Origin of the sequence: Micromonospora sp. NPDC005291 (genome assembly GCF_040607415.1) — a bacterium.
Taxonomy (GTDB): Bacteria; Actinomycetota; Actinomycetes; order Mycobacteriales; family Micromonosporaceae; genus Micromonospora.
In genome coordinates, this window is the sequence record NZ_JBEXGR010000017.1 from 1 (window position 1) to 20,869 (window position 20,869).

At 71.8% G+C, this 20,869-nt stretch carries 18 protein-coding genes and 1 pseudogene; 16 read left to right on the forward strand and 3 right to left on the reverse strand.

Going from position 1 to position 20,869, the window contains the following annotated elements; translation table 11 throughout:
- The 3 genes and pseudogenes from ABZT18_RS21830 to ABZT18_RS21840 all read right to left on the reverse strand — a co-directional run.
- A pseudogene (locus ABZT18_RS21830) lies at window positions 1-302 on the reverse strand (TVP38/TMEM64 family protein); the annotation flags it as partial.
- Entirely contained in the window at window positions 299-1,018 is a 720-nt protein-coding gene (locus tag ABZT18_RS21835) for a glutamine amidotransferase (RefSeq protein ID WP_354994857.1), read from the reverse strand. The gene ABZT18_RS21835 and the pseudogene ABZT18_RS21830, both read right to left, overlap by 4 nt.
- Entirely contained in the window at window positions 1,008-2,255 is a 1,248-nt protein-coding gene (locus ABZT18_RS21840) for a MurT ligase domain-containing protein (RefSeq protein ID WP_354994977.1), read from the reverse strand. Before ABZT18_RS21840 ends, ABZT18_RS21835 begins: the two co-directional genes overlap by 11 nt.
- A 355-nt stretch (window positions 2,256-2,610) precedes the next feature.
- On the opposite strand from ABZT18_RS21840, the gene mraZ reads away from it, so the two are divergent.
- The 16 genes from mraZ to ABZT18_RS21920 all read left to right on the forward strand — a co-directional run bounded on the left by mraZ (window position 2,611) and on the right by ABZT18_RS21920 (window position 20,791).
- The gene (gene mraZ / locus ABZT18_RS21845; protein WP_354994856.1) at window positions 2,611-3,042 is read left to right on the forward strand and encodes a division/cell wall cluster transcriptional repressor MraZ; all 432 of its coding nucleotides are present in this window, start codon (window positions 2,611-2,613) and stop codon (window positions 3,040-3,042) included.
- Between the two features lie 206 nt (window positions 3,043-3,248).
- Window positions 3,249-4,289 (forward strand): 16S rRNA (cytosine(1402)-N(4))-methyltransferase RsmH, encoded by a 1,041-nt coding sequence (gene rsmH / locus ABZT18_RS21850; RefSeq protein ID WP_354994976.1) that lies wholly within the window; start codon window positions 3,249-3,251, stop codon window positions 4,287-4,289.
- Between the two features lie 59 nt (window positions 4,290-4,348).
- Entirely contained in the window at window positions 4,349-4,954 is a 606-nt protein-coding gene (locus ABZT18_RS21855) for a hypothetical protein (protein WP_354994855.1), read from the forward strand.
- Window positions 4,955-4,957: 3 nt separating this feature from the next.
- Window positions 4,958-7,165 (forward strand): penicillin-binding protein 2, encoded by a 2,208-nt coding sequence (locus ABZT18_RS21860; RefSeq protein ID WP_354994854.1) that lies wholly within the window; start codon window positions 4,958-4,960, stop codon window positions 7,163-7,165.
- Window positions 7,166-7,217: 52 nt separating this feature from the next.
- Window positions 7,218-8,780, forward strand: a complete 1,563-nt coding sequence (locus ABZT18_RS21865; RefSeq protein ID WP_354994853.1) for a UDP-N-acetylmuramoyl-L-alanyl-D-glutamate--2,6-diaminopimelate ligase — start codon at window positions 7,218-7,220, stop codon at window positions 8,778-8,780.
- Window positions 8,777-10,174, forward strand: a complete 1,398-nt coding sequence (gene murF, locus ABZT18_RS21870; protein ID WP_354994852.1) for a UDP-N-acetylmuramoyl-tripeptide--D-alanyl-D-alanine ligase — start codon at window positions 8,777-8,779, stop codon at window positions 10,172-10,174. The genes ABZT18_RS21865 and murF overlap by 4 nt, the downstream gene beginning before the upstream one ends.
- Entirely contained in the window at window positions 10,171-11,295 is a 1,125-nt protein-coding gene (gene mraY, locus ABZT18_RS21875; RefSeq protein ID WP_354994851.1) for a phospho-N-acetylmuramoyl-pentapeptide-transferase, read from the forward strand. The genes murF and mraY overlap by 4 nt, the downstream gene beginning before the upstream one ends.
- A gap of 399 nt (window positions 11,296-11,694) precedes the next feature.
- Window positions 11,695-13,125: a putative peptidoglycan glycosyltransferase FtsW gene (locus tag ABZT18_RS21880; protein ID WP_354994975.1), complete on the forward strand. Its 1,431-nt coding sequence runs from the start codon at window positions 11,695-11,697 to the stop codon at window positions 13,123-13,125.
- Window positions 13,125-14,231, forward strand: coding sequence for an undecaprenyldiphospho-muramoylpentapeptide beta-N-acetylglucosaminyltransferase (murG, locus tag ABZT18_RS21885; protein ID WP_354994850.1), 1,107 nt, complete (start codon window positions 13,125-13,127; stop codon window positions 14,229-14,231). Before ABZT18_RS21880 ends, murG begins: the two co-directional genes overlap by 1 nt.
- Window positions 14,228-15,793, forward strand: a complete 1,566-nt coding sequence (gene murC / locus ABZT18_RS21890) for a UDP-N-acetylmuramate--L-alanine ligase (protein WP_354994849.1) — start codon at window positions 14,228-14,230, stop codon at window positions 15,791-15,793. Before murG ends, murC begins: the two co-directional genes overlap by 4 nt.
- A complete protein-coding gene (locus tag ABZT18_RS21895; RefSeq protein WP_354994848.1) occupies window positions 15,790-16,608 on the forward strand; it encodes an FtsQ-type POTRA domain-containing protein in 819 nt (272 codons plus the stop codon). The genes murC and ABZT18_RS21895 overlap by 4 nt, the downstream gene beginning before the upstream one ends.
- 245 nt (window positions 16,609-16,853) lie before the next feature.
- Window positions 16,854-17,969 carry a cell division protein FtsZ gene (ftsZ, locus tag ABZT18_RS21900; RefSeq protein ID WP_354994847.1) on the forward strand — a complete coding sequence of 372 codons (1,116 nt, stop codon included), beginning with the start codon at window positions 16,854-16,856 and terminating at the stop codon, window positions 17,967-17,969.
- Window positions 17,970-17,978: 9 nt separating this feature from the next.
- Window positions 17,979-18,722 carry a YggS family pyridoxal phosphate-dependent enzyme gene (locus tag ABZT18_RS21905; protein WP_354994846.1) on the forward strand — a complete coding sequence of 248 codons (744 nt, stop codon included), beginning with the start codon at window positions 17,979-17,981 and terminating at the stop codon, window positions 18,720-18,722.
- A 189-nt stretch (window positions 18,723-18,911) separates the two neighbouring features.
- Window positions 18,912-19,601 (forward strand): cell division protein SepF, encoded by a 690-nt coding sequence (locus tag ABZT18_RS21910; protein WP_354994845.1) that lies wholly within the window; start codon window positions 18,912-18,914, stop codon window positions 19,599-19,601.
- Between the two features lie 30 nt (window positions 19,602-19,631).
- On the forward strand, window positions 19,632-19,937 hold the full coding sequence (locus tag ABZT18_RS21915) for a YggT family protein (protein ID WP_354994844.1): 306 nt from the start codon (window positions 19,632-19,634) through the stop codon (window positions 19,935-19,937).
- Window positions 19,938-19,981: 44 nt separating this feature from the next.
- Window positions 19,982-20,791: a DivIVA domain-containing protein gene (locus ABZT18_RS21920; protein WP_354994843.1), complete on the forward strand. Its 810-nt coding sequence runs from the start codon at window positions 19,982-19,984 to the stop codon at window positions 20,789-20,791.
- Window positions 20,792-20,869: the final 78 nt, after the last annotated feature.

Sequence of the window (20,869 nt, forward strand, 5' to 3'; positions counted from 1 at the left end):
ATCGCCGCCGCCACCAGTGCGGCGCCCAGGGCGTACGCGGCACCCTCCAGAGGGCCGAAGATGGCACCCGCGGCGAGTGTGATGAAGGTCCGGGGGACCAGCACGACCAGCAGCAGCGCGCCGCCGAGGACCGCCGCCACCGGGGCGAGGTCGCCCAGCCGGTCGGCCAGCAGCGGCAGCTGCGCCGGATCCGGCCGGGGCACCAGGAGCAGCAGCAGCCCGCAGGAGCCGATCAGCAGCACGAGCAGGGCGAACCGGGCGGCCGACGGCTGCCGGAGCAGCCGCCGGACGGCACGGATCATGCCCGGGCGGCGGCCACTGCGGAGCGGCGCTCGTTGCGGAGCCGGTCGGACCAGGTGTCGTCCAGCGGTGGGAGCTGGTGCGCCCCGGTGGCCCAGCGCAGCAGCAGGTCGGCCAGGGCCGGATTGCGGGCCAGCGCCGGGCCGTGCGAGTAGGTGCCCAACAGCTTGCCGCGCCACGCGCCCTCGGTGGCACCGTCGTTGCCCACGCCTGCGGTGATCCGAGCCAGCGGGGAGACCTCCGGGCCGAGGTGGGTGCGGCCGCCGTGGTTCTCGAAGCCGGTCAGCGGGGGCAGACCCAGCCGGGGGTCGATCTCGCCGGCCAGCTCGCCGACAGCCCGGCTCTCGCCCCGGTCGGACTGCAGGTCCAGCAGCTCCAGGCCTCGGCACTGCACGCCCTTGGCGAAGAAGGAGGTGCCGAGCAGTTGGTAGCCGGCGCAGACGCCGAACACCACCGAACCCTGGGCGACCGCCCGGTGCAGACCACCGTCGGCGAGCAGCCGCTGCGCGCCCAACGCCTGCGGGCCGTCCTCGCCGCCGCCGACCAGGTAGATGTCGGCGGTCGCGGGCAGCCGCTGGTCGGAGCGGACCTCCACGACCTCGACCGGCATGCCGCGCTGGCGGGCCCGCCGGGCGAGGATCAGCGCGTTGCCCCGGTCGCCATAGGTGGAGAGCAGGTCGGGGTAGATCCAGACGATGCGCAGACTCTCAGATGACACGGTCCAACTCCCCTCGGATGTCCTGGAACGCGGTGTAGTTCGCGATGACCTCCAGCCGCCCGGGCGGGACCGACCGGATCGCGTCGTCGAACGTGCGTACGTGCTGGAACGGCACGTCGTTGATGTCCAGTCGGACCGCCAGGTCGTACGCCCGGTCGCCGGTGATCAGCACCTGCCGGCCGCGGAGCGGTGCGAAGTCGACGTCGAAGAGCCAGGAGGTGTCGAGACCGTCGGGGTCGCGCGCGTTGATGGAGAGCAGGGTCGGCGCGTCATCGGCCATGTCGAAGGCCTCCAGCCAACTGGCCGGGTTCTTGGCCAGCAGCAGCCGGATGTTGCGCCCGTCCTTGTCGACCTGCGCGTAGCGGCCGGCGACCGAGGTGACGATGCCCAGGCGCGACACCGCGTCGACCGGCCGAACCCCGAACTCCGCGGCCACGGCCAAGGCGGTCGCCGCGTTGCCGAGGTTGACCTTGCCGGGCAGCTGGAGGGAGACCTTGTGCCAGGCGCCGGTGGGGTCGAGCACCCCCTCGTCCTCGACGACCCACTGCGGCTCCGGTCGGCGCAGCGGACAGCCGGTGCACCACCACTGGTCCCCGGAGCGCTGGATGGTGGAGCCGCACTCCGGGCAGACCCAGGAGTCGTCGTGCCAGCGCTGGCCGGCGCTGAACCAGGTGACGTGCGGCGGGTTGATGCCGCGGGCGGGGTCAGCCGGAGGGGTGGCGGCCCAGACCACCAACGGGTCGTCGGCGTTGGCCACCACCCGTACGTTGGTGTGCCGGACCAGTGCCGCGCGCCAGAGCTGCGCCATCATGGCGACCTCCTTGGCGCGGTCGAGCTGGTCGCGGGAGAGGTTGAGCAGCGCGACGACGTGCGGCTCGGTCGCCTCCAGCACCTGGGCGAGGTAGTGCTCGTCGACCTCCAGCACCGCGTACGGGGTGCTGCCGGCCTTGGCCAGTGCCGAGGTGTGCCCGCTGGGCATGTTGGCGCCGAACGAGTTGGTGGCGACCCGGCCGAGCACGCCGACCGCGGCGGAGGTCAACCGGGTGGTGGTGGTCTTGCCGTTGGTGCCGGAGACGAGCGCGATCGCACGCCCGGCCGACAGGTGGGCCAGCAGGTCCGGGTCGATCTTCAGGCCGATCCACCCGCCGATCACCGAACCGTCGCCACGGCCGGCGGCCCGGGAGAGCGCCGCGGCGGTCCGTGACACGGAGCTGGCCACCTTGGCCCGTAGGGGCATTTTCGCGTCCGTCACGCGAGCGAGGTTACCGGACCGCCCGCCCCTCCAGATCGCCGCCGACGGTGAACCGTTCGGCCGTGGTGGCCGCGCGGGTGGCCGGGTGGGCGTCCACCGGACGGAGTCGATCTATGTCGGAAAGCGGACCACGCCGGAGGGGTGCCGTGCCCCTCCACTGCGCTCCACCCCTTGTGACGTGCGGTTTTGCCGTCCGATCGGGCGCGCCACGCGGGCGAATCTGGTTGCAGGTGGAGGGAAGTGGAGTAGAGTGGGGACCAATGGTGAGGCCGGGAGGGCTCACCGGCCCGGGGGGTCAGCGGCGCCGCGAACGCCGCTCAGGGGCAAGGGGGGTAGGGCCGTGTTTCTCGGCACCCACACTCCGCGCCTGGACGAAAAGGGCCGGTTGATCCTTCCGGCCAAGTTTCGGGATGAGCTGGCGGGGGGTGTCGTGGTCACCAAAGGGCAGGAGCGCTGTCTCTACGTTTTCCCGACCCCTGAGTTCCAGCGAATCGCGGAGCAGTTGCGCGCGCAGCCAATGACGCACAAGGCGTCCCGGGCCTACAGCCGGGTCTTCTTCGCCAGCGCGCACGACGAGGTTCCGGACAAGCAGGGTCGGGTGACCATTCCGGCCCACTTGCGGGCGTACGCCGCGTTGGACCGCGAGCTGGTGGTCATCGGCGCGAGCACGCGGGTGGAGATCTGGGACAAGGTCGCCTGGGAGACCTACCTCGCCGAGAGCGAAGACGACTTCGCCGACATCGAGGAGGGGGTGCTGCCCGGCGGTCTGTAGGGCGGAACTGCGCCCGACGTACTGCGAGATCTCCAGCCGCTTTCGAGTTCCTGGCATCCCTTCCCCGGTGCCAGGCGCACGATCCAGTCATCGGGCGAGAGCCCGGTGCCCGGCGGGAGCGGATGGGGATCTGGCAGTACGACGGCAGCGCCGTCCGACGGCAGGCGCACGAACGAGAACGGACGTTTCAACCAGTGGGGGTCAACATGGGGGAGTTGCGCGGCACGCACGTGCCGGTGCTGCTCGAGCGGTGTCTCGAGCTGCTGGCCCCCGCGCTGGGTCGAGGCGGCCGAACGGTCCACGTCGACGCCACGCTCGGCCTGGCCGGGCACGCGGAGGCGGTGCTGGAGGCGCACCCGGAGACGGTCCTGATCGGGCTCGACCGGGACACCGAGGCGCTCGCCCACGCGCGGGTCCGACTGGCCCGGTTCGCCGATCGGGTGCATCTGGAGCACGCCGTCTACGACGAGTTGCCCGATGTGCTCGACCGGCTGGGCTATCCGGGCATCGACGGGATCCTGTTCGACCTGGGTGTCTCGTCGCTGCAGTTGGACGCGCCCGACCGCGGGTTCGCGTACGCCCAGGACGCGCCACTGGACATGCGGATGGACCAGACCCGGGGGGTGACCGCCGAAGAGGTGGTCAACACCTACGCACATCCGGACCTGGCCCGGGTGCTGCGGGTCTACGGCGAGGAGAAGTTCGCCGGCCGGATCGCCTCGGCGATCATCCGGGAGCGGGAACGCGCCCGGATCACCTCGTCCGCGCTGTTGGCGGAGTTGGTTCGGGACTCGATCCCGGCGCCAGCCCGACGAACGGGTGGGCACCCGGCAAAGAGAACGTTTCAGGCTTTACGGATCGAGGTAAACAGAGAGCTGGCAGCGCTGGAGACAGCGCTGCCGTCCGCACTCGACGCACTGACCGTGGGCGGTCGCATGGTGGTCCTGTCCTACCACTCCCTGGAGGACCGGCTCACCAAGGCGGCGCTCGCGGACCGGGTCCGCAACAAGGGCCCGATCGACCTCCCGGTCGAGCTTCCCGGGTCGGGTCCGACGTTCCGGCTGCTCAGCCGGGGCGCCGAACTGGCCGGGGAAGTGGAGGTCACTGCGAACCCGCGCGCCGCCTCGGTGCGGCTGCGGGCAGCGGAACGGCTCGACCCGAACGCGACTGAGCAAGGGCGGACCGACCGCGAACGGTCTCGCCGAAGGGTGAAGGGAATGCACCAGCCGGGCACGGGGTCCGCCTGATCCGTGGGGGTCAGGGGGCATCGGGACGGTAGAGGGACGGATGTTGAGGGGGAGGGGACATGAACATTGACAAGCGCGACCGCCGGGACGTCACCGGCGGCGGGCAGCGCACACCGCGGTCGGGGGGCCGGACCGCGGCGGAGCGGGCTCCGCGCGTGGAGAACCGTACGCCACGCATCGATCCAGTGAACCGGCAGGGGGAGACTCGCGCCCGGGGGGCGCGCGAGTTCCCGACTCAGGGCACCGCCGCGCTGCGGCCGGCCGAGAAGGCCGCCAGCGTCGTCAGCGCCCGCCCGCCCCGGCTGCGGGTGGCGCCGCCGCCGCCGGTATCGGTGCCGCGCGCGCCGTTCGCGGCGCTGATCGTGGTGCTGGTGGTCGGTGGGGTGCTGGGCATCCTGGCGGTCAACACCAAGATCAATGAGAACGCGTTCCGGCTGGAGCGGCTGCAGCAGCAGCAGGCTCGACTGGACCTGGAGAAGCAGCAGTTGGACAAGCAGATCGCCGATGCCGAGGCGCCGGGCAACCTGACCGCCGAGGCGCGGCGGCTGGGCCTGGTCGACGCCGGCGAGCCGGGATACATCCGGCTGCCGGACGGCAAGACCATCGGCGTGCCGCAGCCGGCGACCGGCCAGCCGTCGGTGACCAGCCAGGGTGCAGGAGGCTGACCCGTGCCACCAAGGTCGGACGAGCCGCGCCGGGACCCCAAGGGGACCCGGCGCGGTTCTTCGCGTGACACCAGCCCCACCGACGGGGAGCCGCGCGCCGGCGAGCCGGGTATCGGGGGCATTTCCGGCGCTCGGGCGTACACCCCGAGGGGCCGGACCGTCCGCGAGGAGCGCGGCACGCCGACGCGGAGCGGGGGCGCCGAGCAGCGGCGTACACCGCGCAGCACCCGTTCCGGCGACCCGTTCCGGCCCGCGTTGCAGGTGCTCGACGGCGGTCGGGCCGCTGCCCGCGCCGGTCGGCGCGACGCCCCGGCCGCCGGACGTGGCGGCGTGGTGCGCACCGTCGCGCCGCGCAAACCCCGTGGCCCAGGCGTCGACGAGCCGCCGCCGCGCCGCCGGACCACACCGCGCGCGCCGCGCCGTACCGACCGCCCGGCGGCCCGTCGGCCGTCCCGCAAGCCACCGCGGCCACCGAAGCTGGCCGACTCGCGGCTGCGGCTGCGGCTGGGCACCGCGCTCGCCCTGACGCTGTTCGCCACCATCGGGATCCGGCTGATCTTCCTTCAGGCGGTCGACGCTCCGGCGTACGCCGGGGGCGGCGTCGCCGATCGCACCCGCACGGTCGAGCTGCCCGCGCCGCGGGGTGCGATCTACGACAGCACCGGCGCCCCGCTGGCCCGTAGCGTCGAGGCGCGGTACGTGTTCGCCGACCCGACCAAGGTGAAGGACCCGCCCGCCACCGCGAAGGCCCTCTCCCCGCTGCTCGGGATCCCGGCGTCGAAGCTCGTCGAGCAGATGAAGCCTCGCAAGCTGGAGAACGGCATCGCGTCCACGTTCGCCTACCTGGCCCGGGGCGTGGAAATTCCGACAGCCAAGCGGGTGCAGGCGCTGGAGCTGCCGGGGATCGGGGTGCACCGTGACGAGCGCCGGGACGTGCCCGGTGGTGACCTGGCGGCCAATCTGATCGGCTTCACCAGCCAGGACATGGCCGGGCTGGAAGGGCTGGAGGCCCGCTACGACGACCTGCTCGCCGGGCAGGACGGCAAGCGGGTGTACGAGGCCGGCCTCGGTGACCTCGCCGCACCGATCCCGGGCGGTTTCAGCCGGACGACTCCCGCCAAGCCGGGTAGCTCGCTGGCCCTCACCATCAACCGTGACCTGCAGTTCCGGACGCAGCAGATCCTCAGCACGGCGATGGCGCAGCAGCGCGGCGGCACCGGCGTGGCCGTGATCATCGAGATTCCCTCCGGTGCGGTGCTGGCGCAGGCCAGCAATCCCACCTACGACGCCGCGAAGCCGCTGCCCAGCGATCCGGTCGCCCGCGAGGACGCGGCGACCAGCTTCGTCGTCGACCCCGGCTCGATCCACAAGGCGATCACCTACGGCGCGGCGTTGCAGGAGGGGGTGATCACCCCGGACACCACGCTGCCCATCGCCAACAGCATCAAGATGGGCGACACCTGGTTCTCCGACACGCACCCGGCCAACGGCAAGCGGATGAGCGTGCCGGGAATGCTCGCCTACTCGTCGAACGTCGGCACCATCACCATCGCCGAGAAGCTCGGCCGGGACCGGTTGATCGACTACCAGAAGCGGTTCGGGCTGGGTAAGCCCACCGGCGAGGGGATGCCGGGAGAGGCCAGCGGGCGGCTGTTGCCGGCCGACGAGTGGAGCGGATCGTCGCACGGGTCGGTGCCGATCGGGCACAGCGTCGACGCCACGCCGCTGCAGATGGCCGCCGCGTACGCCGCCATCGCCAACAACGGCACGTACGTGCAGCCGCACCTGGTCAAGGAGGTGATCGGCCCGGACGGCAAGCACACGCCCGCGCCGGCCCCGGTGACCCGGTCAGTGCTCAGCCCGCAGAACGCGGCGGCCCTGCGCACCATGCTGGAGGCGGTCACCACCGTCGACCGTGCCACCGGCCTGGCCGCCGCCGTCCCCGGCTACCGGGTCGCGGGCAAGACCGGCACCGGGTGGCGGCTGGTGGACGGCAAGAAGCAGCCCGGCGAGGTGTCCTCCTTCATCGGCATGGCGCCCGCCGAGAACCCCCGGTACGTGATCGCGGTCTTCGTGTACGCGCCCGGTGGCGGGGGCGCGGCGATCACCGGGCCGGCGTTCCGCGACATGATGCAGTTCACTCTGCGTCACTACCGCGTACCGCCGTCCGCGGGCGGTTCCGCACCCAAGTTCGTGGTCTATCCGCGCTGAGCAGCGACGGCGGGACATCATCGGTGAGTGCCGACGAACCACCGGGGCGGCTGTGCGGCCAGAACCGGACGACCGGGTAGGGTCTGACGCCGTGCCCGGCAATCCACGTCCACGTACCGTGACCGGAGTCCGGCTCGGTGATCTCGCCGTCCGCCTCGCCGTCGACCTCCCGGCGGACGCCGCCGGGGTGATCGTCACCGGGGCTACCCACGCCAGCCAGGAGGTCCATCCCGGCGACCTGTACGCGGCGCTGCCCGGTGCCCGTCGGCACGGCGCGGAGTTCGCCGCCGGCGCCGCCGAGGCGGGTGCCGTGGCCCTGCTGACCGACCCGGCGGGTGCGGAGCTGGCGGCGGGGATCGGCCTGCCCGTCCTGGTGGTGCCCGACCCGCGCGCCGTGCTCGGCGAGCTGGCCTCGGCCGTGTACGGCGACCCGACCGCCGGTCTCACCATGATCGGGGTGACCGGCACCGCCGGAAAGACCTCCACCGCGTATCTGGTCGAGTCGGGGCTGCGGGCCGCCGGCCACACCACCGGGTTGATCGGCACGGTGGAGACCAGGCTCGGTGATCTGGTGATCGACAGTGTGCGCACCACCCCCGAGGCGACCGACCTGCACGCCATGCTGGCCACCGCCCGTGAGCGTGGGGTCACCGCGGTGGTCATGGAGGTCTCCAGCCATGCGCTGGCCATGGGCCGGGTGGGCGGTGTCCGGTTCGCCGTCGGGGGTTACACCAACTTCGGTTCCGATCACCTGGACTTCCACGCCGACAGCGACGACTACTTCGCCGCGAAGGCCCAGCTCTTCGACGGGCGCTGCGCGATCGAGGTGCTCAACCATGACGACCCGGCGTTGCGGCCGCTGCTCAAGCCGGCGACGGTCACCTACTCGGCGGCCGGTGACCAGGACGCGACCTGGTGGGCCGACGGCGTGAGCGGCGAGGGGTACGCCCAGCGCTTCACCGCGCACGGCCCGGACGGGGTGGTCCTGTCCACCGGGGTTGCGCTGCCCGGCCGACACAACGTGGCCAACGCGCTGTTGGCCATCGCCGCGCTGGTCGGTGCCGGGGTGGACCCGGCTACCGCGGCGACCGGGGTGGCCGCCTGCGGTGGCGTACCGGGCCGGCTGGAGTTGGTCGACGTCGCCGCTCCGGTGCGCGGGGTGGTCGACTACGCGCACAAGTCGGACGCGATCGTGGCCGCGCTGGCCGCGCTGCGCGAGCTGAGCGCCGGCCGGTTGATCTGTGTGATCGGCGCCGGCGGAGACCGGGACCGGGGTAAGCGGCCGGTGATGGGCGCCGCAGCGGCGGAGGGAGCCGACGTGGTGCTGGTTACCGACGACAACCCGCGTACCGAGGAGCCGTCGGAGATTCGCGCCGAGGTGCTCGCCGGGGCGTACCGGGCCGGCACGGCCGCCCGGATCATCGAGGTGGCCGGCCGTCGTGCCGCGATCGACGAGGCGGTTCGGCTGGCCGAGCCGGGTGACGTGATCGCGCTGCTCGGCAAGGGGCACGAGCGGGGCCAGGAGGTGGCGGGCGAGGTGTTTCCCTTCGACGACAGCATCGAACTGGCCGACGCGCTGCGGGCCCGCTTCGGGGATCTGGCGGGTCAGCGGTGATCGCGCTGAGCCTGGCCGAGGTGGCCGCGGCGGTCGACGGGCGGCTGGTGGCCGTCGACCCGGACACCACCGTCACCGGTTCGGTGGAGTTCGACTCGCGAAAGGTGGGGCCCGGTTCGCTCTTCGTGGCCTTCCCGGGGGAGAAGGTCGACGGGCACGACTACGCGGCGACGGCGGTCCAGGCCGGCGCGGTGGCGGTGCTCGGCAGCCGTGAGGCGCCCGGCGTGCCGATGGTGCTGGTGAACGACGCCCTGACCGCGATGGGTCGGTTGGCCCGCGCTGCGGTGGACCGACTGCCCGGGTTGACCGTGATCGGCGTGACCGGCTCCTCCGGCAAGACCACCACGAAGGACCTGATCGGTCAGCTCACCGCCCGACTGGGGGCCACGGTGGCGCCGCCCGGCTCGTTCAACAACGAGCTGGGGCACCCGTACACCGCCCTGCAGGCCGGGCCGGACACCCGTTACCTGGTGATGGAGAAGGGCGCGCGGGGGGTGGGGCACGTGCGTTACCTGTGCGAGCTGGTGCCGCCCCGGATCTCCGTGGTGCTCAACGTCGGCACGTCGCACATCGGCGAGTTCGGTTCGCAGGAGGCGATCGCCGTGGCCAAGGGGGAGCTGGTCGAGGCCCTGCCACCGGACGGGTTGGCCGTGCTGAACGCCGACGACCCACGGGTGGACGCGATGGCGAGTCGCACCGAGGCCCGGGTGGTCCGCTACGGCGAGGCGCCGGACGCCGACGTGCGGGCCGAGGACGTCACGCTGGACGAGCGGGGGCACGCGTCGTACACCCTGGTCACCCCGGAGGGGCGCGCGCCGGTGCGGCTCGGGCTGACCGGCCGTCACCAGGTCTGGAACACGCTCGCCGCGGCGGCGGTCGCCCGGGAGCTGGGCATGCCGCTGGCCGAGCTGGCCACGGCGCTCGGCGAGCTGGGGCTGGTCTCGACCCGCCGCATGGACGTCTTCGATCGGCCCGACGGCGTGACCGTCATCGACGACTCGTACAACGCCAACCCGGCCTCGATGGCGGTCGCGGTGCGGGCGCTGGCCAGCCTCGGCGAGGGGCGGCGTACCGTCGCGGTGCTCGGTTACATGGCCGAGCTGGGCCCGTTCGAGTCCGACGGCCACGCCGAGGTCGGCCAACTCGTGGCCGAGCTGGGTGTCGACCGGCTGCTCGTGGTGGGCGAGCCGGCCGCGCCGATTCACGAAGGCGCGACAGCGGTAGCGAACTGGGGAGGAGAGTCGGTGCTGCTCACCGATCAGGCGGCGGCCATCGAGGTGCTGCGGGGCGAACTACGACCAGGTGACGTCGTCCTGGTCAAGGGCTCCCGGTACCGGACGTGGGAGGTGGCCGACGCCCTGCGCGCCGACGCCGCTGGGGAGTCAACCCGATGAGGGCTGTCATCGTCGCCGTCGGGGTGGCCTTCATCGTCTCGCTCTTCGGCACCCCCATCGCGATCAAGGTGTTCACCCGGCTCAAGGCCGGCCAGCCGATCCGGTCCGACGGCCCCGCCATGCACCAGACCAAGAAGGGCACGCCCACGATGGGTGGCGTGGTCTTCATCCTGGCCACGGTGATCGCGTACGTGGCCGGCCACCTGGCCCTGACCACCCTGCCGGACGCGCAGATCGCCCAGGTCGAGCCGACCATCACCGCGCTGGTGCTGCTCGGGCTGATGGTCTTCTCCGGCGCGGTCGGCTTCCTCGACGACTTCCTCAAGGTGCGCAAGCGCAACAGCGCCGGTCTGAACAAGCGCGGCAAGCTGTTCGGCCAGATCCTGGTCGGCGCGGTCTTCGGTGTGGTCGCGCTGTACTTCCCGAGCACGATGACCGACGCGACGGGCCTGGCGACCAACACCGAGACGGTGGGCAGCACCACGCTGAGCTTCATCCGGGACATCAACGTCCTGGAGGTCAGCAAGGTCGGCGCGGTGATCATCTTCATCTTCGTGGTGATGGGCGCGACGAACGGCGTCAACCTCACCGACGGCCTGGACGGTCTGGCCACCGGCGCCTCGGTGATGGTGCTCGCCGCGTACGCGCTGATCGCGTTCTGGCAGTACCGGCACTGGTGCGCCGACCCGAGCTACACGCAGGACTACTGCTACGCCGTGCGCGACCCGTTGGAGATCGCGCTGATAGCCGGAGCGGCGGCCGGGGCCTGTGTGGGCTTCCTGTGGTGGAACACGTCCCCGGCGCGGATCTTCATGGGCGACACCGGGGCGCTGGGGCTGGGCGGCCTGATCGCCGGCATGGCGATGTCCACCCGTACCATCCTGCTGCTGCCGATCATCGGCGGGCTCTTCGTGATCATCACGATGTCCGTGGTGATCCAGATCATCTCCTTCAAGACCACCGGTAAACGTGTGTTCCGGATGTCGCCCCTGCAGCACCACTTCGAGTTGGCCGGCTGGAGCGAGGTCAACATCGTGGTGCGCTTCTGGATCATCGCCGGCATCGGCGTAGCCATCGCCCTGGGCCTCTTCTACAGCGAGTTCCTCGCCAACATGACCTGACCCGTTACCCCACCCCCGCGCCCTCCACCCCCCACCCCCGCGCCCTCCACCCCCTGCCCCCGCGCCCTCCACCCCCTGAGCGCGTCGATCTAGGGCAAGTTGCAGTGGTTGAAGATCAGCTAGCAGCAATTCTCCCTAGATCGGCGCGGGCCAGGACGGGCGAGCGTGGGGCGACGGCGACACGCCGAGAGGGGCGTTGCGGTGGGCGCATCCGGGCAGAGCGGTGATGATGGGCAGATGGGGGAGGAACAGCGCACCAACGCGGCCGACGCGACACGATCGGTGCGTGATCCGGTGGCGGAGGCCAAGGCCAGCCCGCGGCCCGGCGGGTCCGCCCAGCCGGGATCCGAACCACCACCGCAGGAGCCCACGACCGGTGGCTTGACCGCCGTGCGCGGGATGGACGCGGCCGGCGGGCTCGCCGCACTACGCGGCCTGTTGGACCGGCCGCTGGCCTCCTACTACCTGCTGATGTCCAGCGCCGGCCTGCTGCTGCTGATCGGGCTGACCATGGTCTTCTCGGCGACCAGCGTGAAGGACTACGCCGAGGACGGCAACGCCTCGGCCTCGGTGACCAAGCAGGCCATCTTCGCGGTGATCGGCATCGGGGCGTTCTGGGTCTGCCAGCGCCTGCCCGCCAGCACCTACCGATCGCTGGGCCGGCCGCTGCTGTTCACCTCGATCGCGCTGTTGCTGCTGCTCAACCTCCTGCTGGCCTACGCCCGGCTGACCAACCAGAAGTCGGCACAGATCGGCCCGATCGAGGCGCGGCTGCTCTGGCTGTTCATCGGCGGGATCCAGGTGCAGCCCTCCGAGTTGGCCAAGTTCGCGCTGGTGTTGTGGGGCGCGCACCTGATCGCCCGCAAGGGTGCCGCGCTGGGTTGGTGGCGGGAGTTGGCCACCCCGCTCTTCCCCGTGATGGGTCTGCTCTTCGTCCTGGTCGGCTACAACGACGTGGGCACGATGCTCTGCCTGTTGGCCCTGGTGGTGGGTCTGCTCTGGGCCGCCGGCGTACGGATGCGGGTCTTCGGCGCGCTGACGGTGGTCGGTCTGCTCGGCGTCGGCCTGCTCATCGCGGTGGCCTCGCTGGGTGCCGGCTCCGGCGAGAGCGGCGAGGAGAACTACCGCTTCGCCCGGCTGGCCAATTTCCTCAGCCCGCCGGACCCGGAGACGTGCAAGCTCGACGGCTGCCTCCAGTTCTACCAGGGTCGACTGGCCATCGAGCACGGCGGCTGGTTCGGCGTCGGGCTGGGCAAGGGCAGCCTGAAGTGGGACTGGCTGCCCGAGGCGCACAACGACTTCATCTTCGCGATCATCGCCGAGGAGTTGGGCGTGATCGGGTGCGTCGTGGTGCTCAGCCTCTTCGCGGTCCTCGCGTACACCGGGTTGCGGATCGCCCGGCGGGTCGACGACCCGTTCCGCCGGCTCGCCGCCGCCGCCGTGACCACCTGGCTGGTCAGCCAGGCCGTGATCAACATCGGTGGGGTGGTCGGGCTGCTGCCGATCACCGGCCTGCCGCTGCCGTTCATCTCCGACGGCGGAAGTGCCCTGGTCGTGACGTTGGCCGGGATCGGGATGCTGGCGTCCTTCGCCCGCGCCGAACCCGATGCGGCCAGAGCACTGCATGCCCGTCCGCCGGCCCGGTGGGTCCGACTACTCTGGGCCCCGTTGCCGCCGCTTCCCGGCCGGCGCCGCCGAGCGGCGACGCCGCCCGCTGGCCGAGGGTCCGTGCCCCGGTCCCGCGAGCGGCGCCACGACGATCAGGCCGTGCCGCGCGGGGTCCGACAGGACCGGAGCCGCAGGGGTACGGCGAGCGAGAGGAGACGCTGATGGGTCCGCTGCGTTCGGTGGTGCTCGCGGGAGGTGGCACCGGGGGACACATCTACCCGCTGCTCGCCTTCGCCGACTGCCTGCGCCGACACGACCCGGGCGTCCGGATCACCTGCCTCGGCACACCCAAGGGCATGGAGAACGAGCTGATCCCGCCGCAGGGCTACGAGCTGCGGCAGATCCCGGCGTACCAGCTGCCCCGGTCGGTCAACATGAACCTGGTCCGTACCCCGGGCCGGATGTGGACCGCGGCCCGCGCCGCGGGCAAGGTGATCGACGAGGTACGCGCCGACGTGGTCGTCGGCTTCGGCGGGTACGTCTCGGTGCCGGCCTACCTGGCAGCCTGGCGCCGCGAGCTGCCCATGGTGATCCACGAGGTGAACGTGCCGCCGGGCGTGGCCAACCGGCTGGGCATGAAGTTCACCAAGAACATCGCCGTCGGCTTCCCGCACCAGCCCAGCCAGGCCGAGGCGCTGCGCGACGCCACCGTGGTCGGGGTGCCGCTGCGCCGCTCCATCGCCGCGCTGGACCGCTACGCGCTGCGCAACGCCGCCCGCGCCCACTTCGGGCTCCGCCCGGACCTGCCGGTGCTCTTCGTCGCCGGTGGCTCGTCAGGCGCCCGGTCGATCAACCTGGCGGTCTCCGGGGCGGCCAAGGAGCTGGCCCGCAACGGCGTGCAGGTGCTGCACGTGATGGGCGCCCGCAACGAGCCGGTGCCGATCCCCACCGATCTGCCGGTGCCGTACGTGACGCTGCCGTACCTGTCCGAGATGGAGCTGGGCTACGCCGCAGCCGACCTGATGCTGGCCCGGGGCGGGGCGATGACCGTGGCCGAGGTGGCCGCGATCGGGCTGCCCACGATCTTCGTGCCGTATCCGCACAGCAACCAGGAGCAGAAGCGCAACGCGCTGCCCGTGGTGGAGGCCGGCGGCGGGCTGCTGGTCGACGACGCGGAGCTCACCCCGGACTGGTTGGAGCGCACCGTCATTCCGCTGATCCGCGACCCGCAGAGGCTGTACGCGATGGGTGCCGCGGCGTCGGCGTACGGGCGGCGCGACGGTGACGAGGCGCTGCGCTCCTTCGTGATCGAGGCGGTGGCCCGATGACCGCGCAGTTCACCCCGGCCGGCACGCTCACCGCCGAGGACCTGGGTGCGGTTCACCTGATCGGGGTGGGTGGGGTGGGCATGCTCGGCGTGGCCCGGCTGCTGCTCACCCGGGGCATCCGGGTTTCCGGCAGCGATCTGCGTGAGTGGCCCTCGCTGGCGGGGCTGCGGGCGCTCGGCGGCACCATCTACCTCAGCCACGAGGCGACCAACCTCGACGGTGTGGACACGGTCGTCTACTCCTCGGCCATTCCGCAGGACCACCTGGAGCTGGTCGAGGCGCGTCGGCGCGGCCTGCGGGTGCTGCACCGCTCGGAGGCGCTCGCCGCGGCGATGACCGGCCGTCGGGCGGTGGCGGTCGCCGGCACGCATGGCAAGACCACCACCACCTCGATGGTGACGATGGTGCTCCAGCAGGCCGGTGTGGATCCGTCCTTCGTGATTGGCGGGGAGATCTCCGAGGTCGGCTCGGGCGCCCACCACGGCACCGGCGAGCACTTCGTGGTCGAGGCGGACGAGAGCGACCGCTCGTTCCTCATCTACCGCCCGTACGTCTCGATCATCACCAACGTCGAGGCGGACCACCTGAACACCTACGGCGACTACGCGACGCTGGAGGCGGCGTTCGTGGAGTTCGCTCGCCTCACCGACCCGGACGGGTTCATCATCACCTGCGCCGACGACCCGGGCAGTCGGCGGCTGGCCGAGACCCTGCGTGCCGAGGGGCGGCGGGTGTTCACGTACGGCGAGGCGGCCGACGCCGACCTGCGGCTGACCGAGGTCGTCTCCTCCGCGCGTGGTGTGCGCTACCTGGCCGCGATCGACGGCCGGTCGCTGGGCGAGTTCCGGCTGCCGGTGCCGGGGCGGCACATGGGTCTGAACAGCGCCTCCGCGGTGCTGACCGCGTACCTGCTGCAACTGCCGCTGGAGGCGGCGGAGGCCGCGCTGGCGGTCTTCCCCGGTGTGCGACGGCGCTTCGAGCGCAAGGGCACCGCGGACGGTGTGTTGGTCTACGACGAGTACGCCTACCACCCGACCTCGATGACGTTGGCGATGCAGACGCTGCGCGAGGTGGCCGGGGAGGGGCGGCTGATCGTCGTCTTCCAGCCGTACCGGCTGTACCGCACCCGCGACTCACAGGCGGACATCGCCGAGGCGCTGGCCATCGCCGACGAGGTGGTGCTGCTGGAGGTCTTCGGGCCGGGTGAGCTGCGCCAGCCCGGCGAGGGCTCGGCGGCGCTGATCGAGGCGGTTGCCCTGCCCGCGGACCGCAAGGTCTTCGTCGACTCGTGGGAGGCGGCGCCGGTCGAGGTGGCCCGTCGGGCCTGCCCGGGGGACGTGGTGGTGACCATGGGCGCCCCGCCGATCTCGCTGATGGGTGACGAACTGCTGGCCGCCCTGGGTGGGCGTACCGCCGGGTCCGCACCGACCGGGACCGTCGACCCGGTGGCCACCGCCCCGGCGATCGGTGATCCGGTGCCCGGTGGGGCCACGGCCGGCGGCGACGGAGCGGCCCTCGGTGGCACCGCCGCACCCGGCGGCACGGCGCCCACGGCCGGATGAGTCCCGGCCCGGCCCGAGGGCGGACCAGCGCCGCCGACGGCGGCGCACCGCGCCGCGGTCCGGCCCGGCGTTGGCAGCTGGTCCGGGCGGGACGGGACGCGGTACCGCCCTCGACCCGCCGGTTCATGGCGCGTGCCCGGCAGCGTCGCATGCGTGCGGCGCTGCCGTGGGCGGTGGCCGCCGGTGTGCTCGCGCTGGCCGGGCTGATCGCCTGGACGGTGCTCGGCACCGGGCTGTTCGGCGTCCGTGAGGTGACGGTGGACGGCGCCAAGCTGGTCACTCCGGTGCAGGTGCGCGACGCGGTGGGGGTGCCCGACGGGGTGCCACTGGCCCGGGTGGACCTGGCCGCCGCCGCCCGCCGGGTCGGCGCGCTGCCGCCGGTGGAGCGGGCCACGGTGTCCCGGGACTGGCCCGGCACGCTGGTGGTGCGGGTGACCGAGCGGACCCCCGTGGCGGCCGTGCCGCAGGGGGAGGCGTTCGCCCTGATCGACCGGACCGGGGTGGCGTTCCGGACGGTGGATCGACGCCCCGCCGGGCTGCCGCAGGTGACGGTGGTCCGTCCGGCCGCCGACGACCCGGGCACCCGGGCCGCGCTGGAGGTGCTCGTCGCGCTGACCCCGCAGCTCCGTGCGGAGCTGGTGGACGTGAGCGTGGAGGGGTTGGCCCGGATCAGCCTGCGTCTGCGGGGGGACCGGACGGTGGTCTGGGGTGACGCGACCCGGGGTACGGACAAGGCTCGGGTGGCCACCGCACTGCTCGATGAGGACACGGATCGGATCGACGTGAGCGCACCGGACGTGGTGACCTTCCGCTGACCGGGGAGCGTGCGGAAACGTGACCCGTCGCGCTCCGGTCGGCGACACGCCGGGCGGGTCCTTGGCTCATCGCGCGGCGGCGCTTACGTTGCCCCGAAGAGGATCAGTGGTTGACATAACTGTAAGCCTCTAGTAGAGGGTGAGGGTTCACCTCTGATCCTCGCTGGTGACAGCTGTCGTCGGCCACTGGGCTGGCCACGCCGTACCCGGTCGGCCGAAGCCAATCTCGAAGGAAAGGACCGGAGATGACACCTCCGCACAACTACCTGGCGGTCATCAAGGTCGTCGGCATCGGGGGTGGCGGCGTCAACGCCGTCAACCGGATGATCGAGGTTGGGCTCAAGGGCGTCGAGTTCATCGCGATCAACACCGATGCCCAGGCGCTGCTGATGAGTGACGCCGACGTCAAGCTCGACGTCGGCCGTGAGCTGACCCGCGGTCTGGGGGCCGGGGCCAACCCGGACGTCGGTAAGAACGCCGCCGAGGACCACCGCGACGAGATCGAAGAGGTGCTCAAGGGCGCCGACATGGTCTTCGTGACCTGCGGCGAGGGCGGCGGCACCGGCACCGGCGGCGCCCCCGTGGTGGCGAACATCGCCCGCAAGCTCGGCGCACTGACCATCGGCGTGGTGACCCGACCGTTCTCCTTCGAGGGCAAGCGCCGCCAGGTGCAGGCCGAGACGGGAATAGACGAACTCCGCAACCAGTGCGACACGCTGATCGTCATTCCGAACGACCGGCTGCTGGCCCTGGGTGACCGCAACATCAGCATGATGGACGCGTTCCGCACCGCCGACCAGGTGCTGCTCTCGGGCGTGCAGGGCATCACCGACCTGATCACCACCCCGGGTCTGATCAACCTGGACTTCGCCGACGTCAAGAGCGTGATGAGCGGTGCCGGCAGCGCGTTGATGGGCATCGGCAGCGCCCGCGGGGAAAATCGCGCGGTCGAGGCGGCCGAGGCGGCCATCTCCAGCCCGCTGCTGGAGCAGAGCATGGACGGCGCACGCGGTGTGCTGCTCTCCATCGCCGGCGGCTCCGACCTGGGCCTGTTCGAGATCAACGATGCTGCCCAGCTGGTCACCGACGCGGCCCACCCGGACGCCAACATCATCTTCGGCGCGGTCATCGACGACGCGCTCGGCGACGAGGTGCGCGTGACGGTCATCGCGGCGGGCTTCGACGGTGGCACGCCCGCGTACAAGGCGGCCGAGCCGACCCGCAAGACCAACACCAACCAGCCGGCGCAGCAGAGCACCCCGGCGCCTGCTCCGGCCACCATGCCGGCTCCGGCCCAGTCGCCCCGTCGGGTGCTCTTCGACGACGTGGACGTTCCCGACTTCCTCAAGAACGGGTCCTGAGCACCGCCGATGACCGACAGCTCAGCCACGGTACGACCGGACCGGCGCGCCGAACTCGCGGCCGGCCTGGCTCAGGTCCGGTCCCGGATCGCCCACGCCTGCGAAGAGGCCGGTCGGGATGCCGCCGAGGTCACGATGATCGCGGTGACCAAGACCTACCCGGCCAGCGACGTGTTGGCGCTGGCCGGGCTCGGGGTGACCGACATGGGGGAGAACCGCGACCAGGAGGCGGCCGGTAAGGCCGCCGAGGTCGCGGCTGCCGGGGTGAGTCCCCGCTGGCACTTCATTGGTCAGCTGCAGCGCAACAAGGCCCGCTCGGTGCTTCGGTACGCCGACGTGGTGCACTCCGTCGACAGTGTTCGGCTGGCCCGGGCGTTGGCCACCGCGGCCGCGGACCGGGAGCTGCCGTTGGACGCCCTGGTGCAGGTCAGCATCGACGGCGACGCGGCCCGAGGCGGTGCGCTGCCCGGGTCGGCCGACCCGGGGGCCGGGCTGGAGCCGGTGGCCGAGGCGGTGGCCGACGCGCCGGGGTTGCGACTGGCCGGGCTCATGGCGGTGGCGCCGCTGGGTTGGGAGCCGGACCGGGCCTTCGCACGACTCGCCGAGGTCGCCGAGGCGTTTCGGGCAGTCCATCCGGGAGCGACCGCGCTGTCCGCGGGGATGAGCGGAGATTTCGAAATCGCGATCCGATACGGCGCGACACATGTCCGCGTCGGTAGCGCGTTGCTCGGAATGCGTCCCACGCTGCGGTAGCCTGACCGCAGACAAGCAAATTACATCAGTGTTGTTTCAGGGGCGGCGTCTCCTAGTCGGGGGTCGTGGCGTGCGACGCGAATCGCGCGCCGGGGGATTGCCGTTCCGGTCCGATGGGCATGGTTGTCCACTCGCGACGGGCGACACGGCACGGGGGCGCGTGCCGCACGGCGGACGGAAGGGCGCGGGATGGGTGCACTGCGCAAGGCGGGGGTCTGGCTCGGTCTGGTCGAAGAAGACGACGAGCGGGCCTACGACGACGGTGGCTACGACAAGGGTGGCTACCGCGACTCGCGTTACCGGCAGAGCCGGTACGCCGAGGAGTTCGCCGACGAGGACGAGGACGACACCGAGGAGCCGCCGGCTCCCCGGCCGCGCGCCAGTGAGCGGGGTCGACTCTCCGAGCGGAACGGGCGGTTGAGCGAGTCCGAGCGCGGCGACGGTGAGCGTCCGGAACGGGCCGAGCGGTCCAGCGTACGGTCGATCACCCGGTCGTCGGCTGGCGAGACCTCCGGCGCGCTGACCTACCACACCCGGGACAATCTTGCCCTCGCGCCGCAGGTCACGTCGCGTGAGCGGGCGATGCCCGAGGAGGAGCAGCGCTACCAGATCACCACGCTGCACCCGACCACCTACCGGGAGGCGCGCACCATCGGTGAGCACTTCCGCGACGGCGTTCCGGTGATCATCAATCTCACCGAGATGGATGAGGCCGATGCCCGCCGTCTGGTGGACTTCGCTGCCGGTCTGGCGTTCGGCCTGCGCGGTACGATCGAGCGCGTGACCAATCGGGTGTTCCTGCTCTCACCGGCTAACGTCCAGGTCACCGCAGAGGACAAGGCCAAGATCGCTGAGGGCGGCTTTTTCAGTTTGAGTTGACCCCGCCCGACCCGAGGGACGTCGCTGACCGTGTTGTCGATCTTACTGCAAGTGCTGTACCTGATCCTTTATGTCTTCCTGCTCGTTCTTCTGTCCCGGTTCGTGTTGAGCGCCGTCCTGCAGTACGGCCGTCGCTGGCAACCGGGGCGTGGAGCATCGGCAGGATTGGAATCCGTGTGGAGCGTCACTGATCCCCCTCTCAACGCGTTGAGGCGTGTGATCCCTCCGCTGCGAATTGGTAACGTGAGCATCGACCTGGCCTCCCTTGTGCTCCTGGTTATCCTGTTCGTGCTGATGGAGTTCGTGTTAGGGCCGTCGATCAGGGCATCTGCCTGATGACCGACGCGCTTTCGCGGCCGCAACTGACCCGAGGAGTTTCGATGCCGCTGACCCCGGCCGACGTCCACAACGTCGCCTTCAAAAAGCCGCCGATCGGCAAGCGGGGGTATGACGAGGAGGAGGTCGACGCCTTCCTGGACGAGGTTGAGCGCGAGCTCGCCCGTCTCATCGAGGAAAACAACGAGCTGCGCGCCCAGGTGGAGCGCGGCGGCCGTGGCGGTGCCCCCGCCGGCCCCGGCGGCGACGCCCGACTGGCGGCGGAGCTCAATGACGTCAAGGCCCAGCTGGACCGGGTGCAGCGCGACAAGTCGGCGGCCGAGCAGGCTGCCCGCGCGATGCAGGCCGAGCTGGAGCAGGTCCGTGCGACCGGCGGCCCGGCCGGCGGTGCCACCGGTGACGGTGAGCAGCAGGCCCTGCGCGTCCTGATGATGGCCCAGCGCACCGCCGACGACCACGTGTCCGACGCTCGCCGCGAGGCCGACCAGCTGCTGTCCGAGGCCCGTGGCAAGGCCGAGGAGGTGACCCGGGAGGCGCGCGCGAAGGCTGACGCCCTTGAGCGGGACGCCCGCCAGCGGCACCAGGAGGCCATGGGCGGCCTGGACGCCAAGCGCACGGCGCTGCAGAAGCACATCGAAGAGCTCAAGCAGTTCGAGCGCGAGTACCGCACCCGGCTCAAGGCGTACCTGGAGAGCCAGTTGCGTGACCTCGACGGTCGCGGCCAGGGCCTTGAGGCGGAGATGACCCGCTCCGAGGCAGGCCGGGTCGCTGGCGGCAACGGTCTGGCCGCTGCGGGTCTCGCCGGTTCGTACGGCGGCGGCGGGCGCTCCGGCGCCCTCGAAGCCGGACGCTGAGCACCAGCCGGCGATCGTTGTCCGCCAATGGTGACGGTCGCCGGCCTTGCCTGGACGGTACGACGCGGCGGGGGTGAG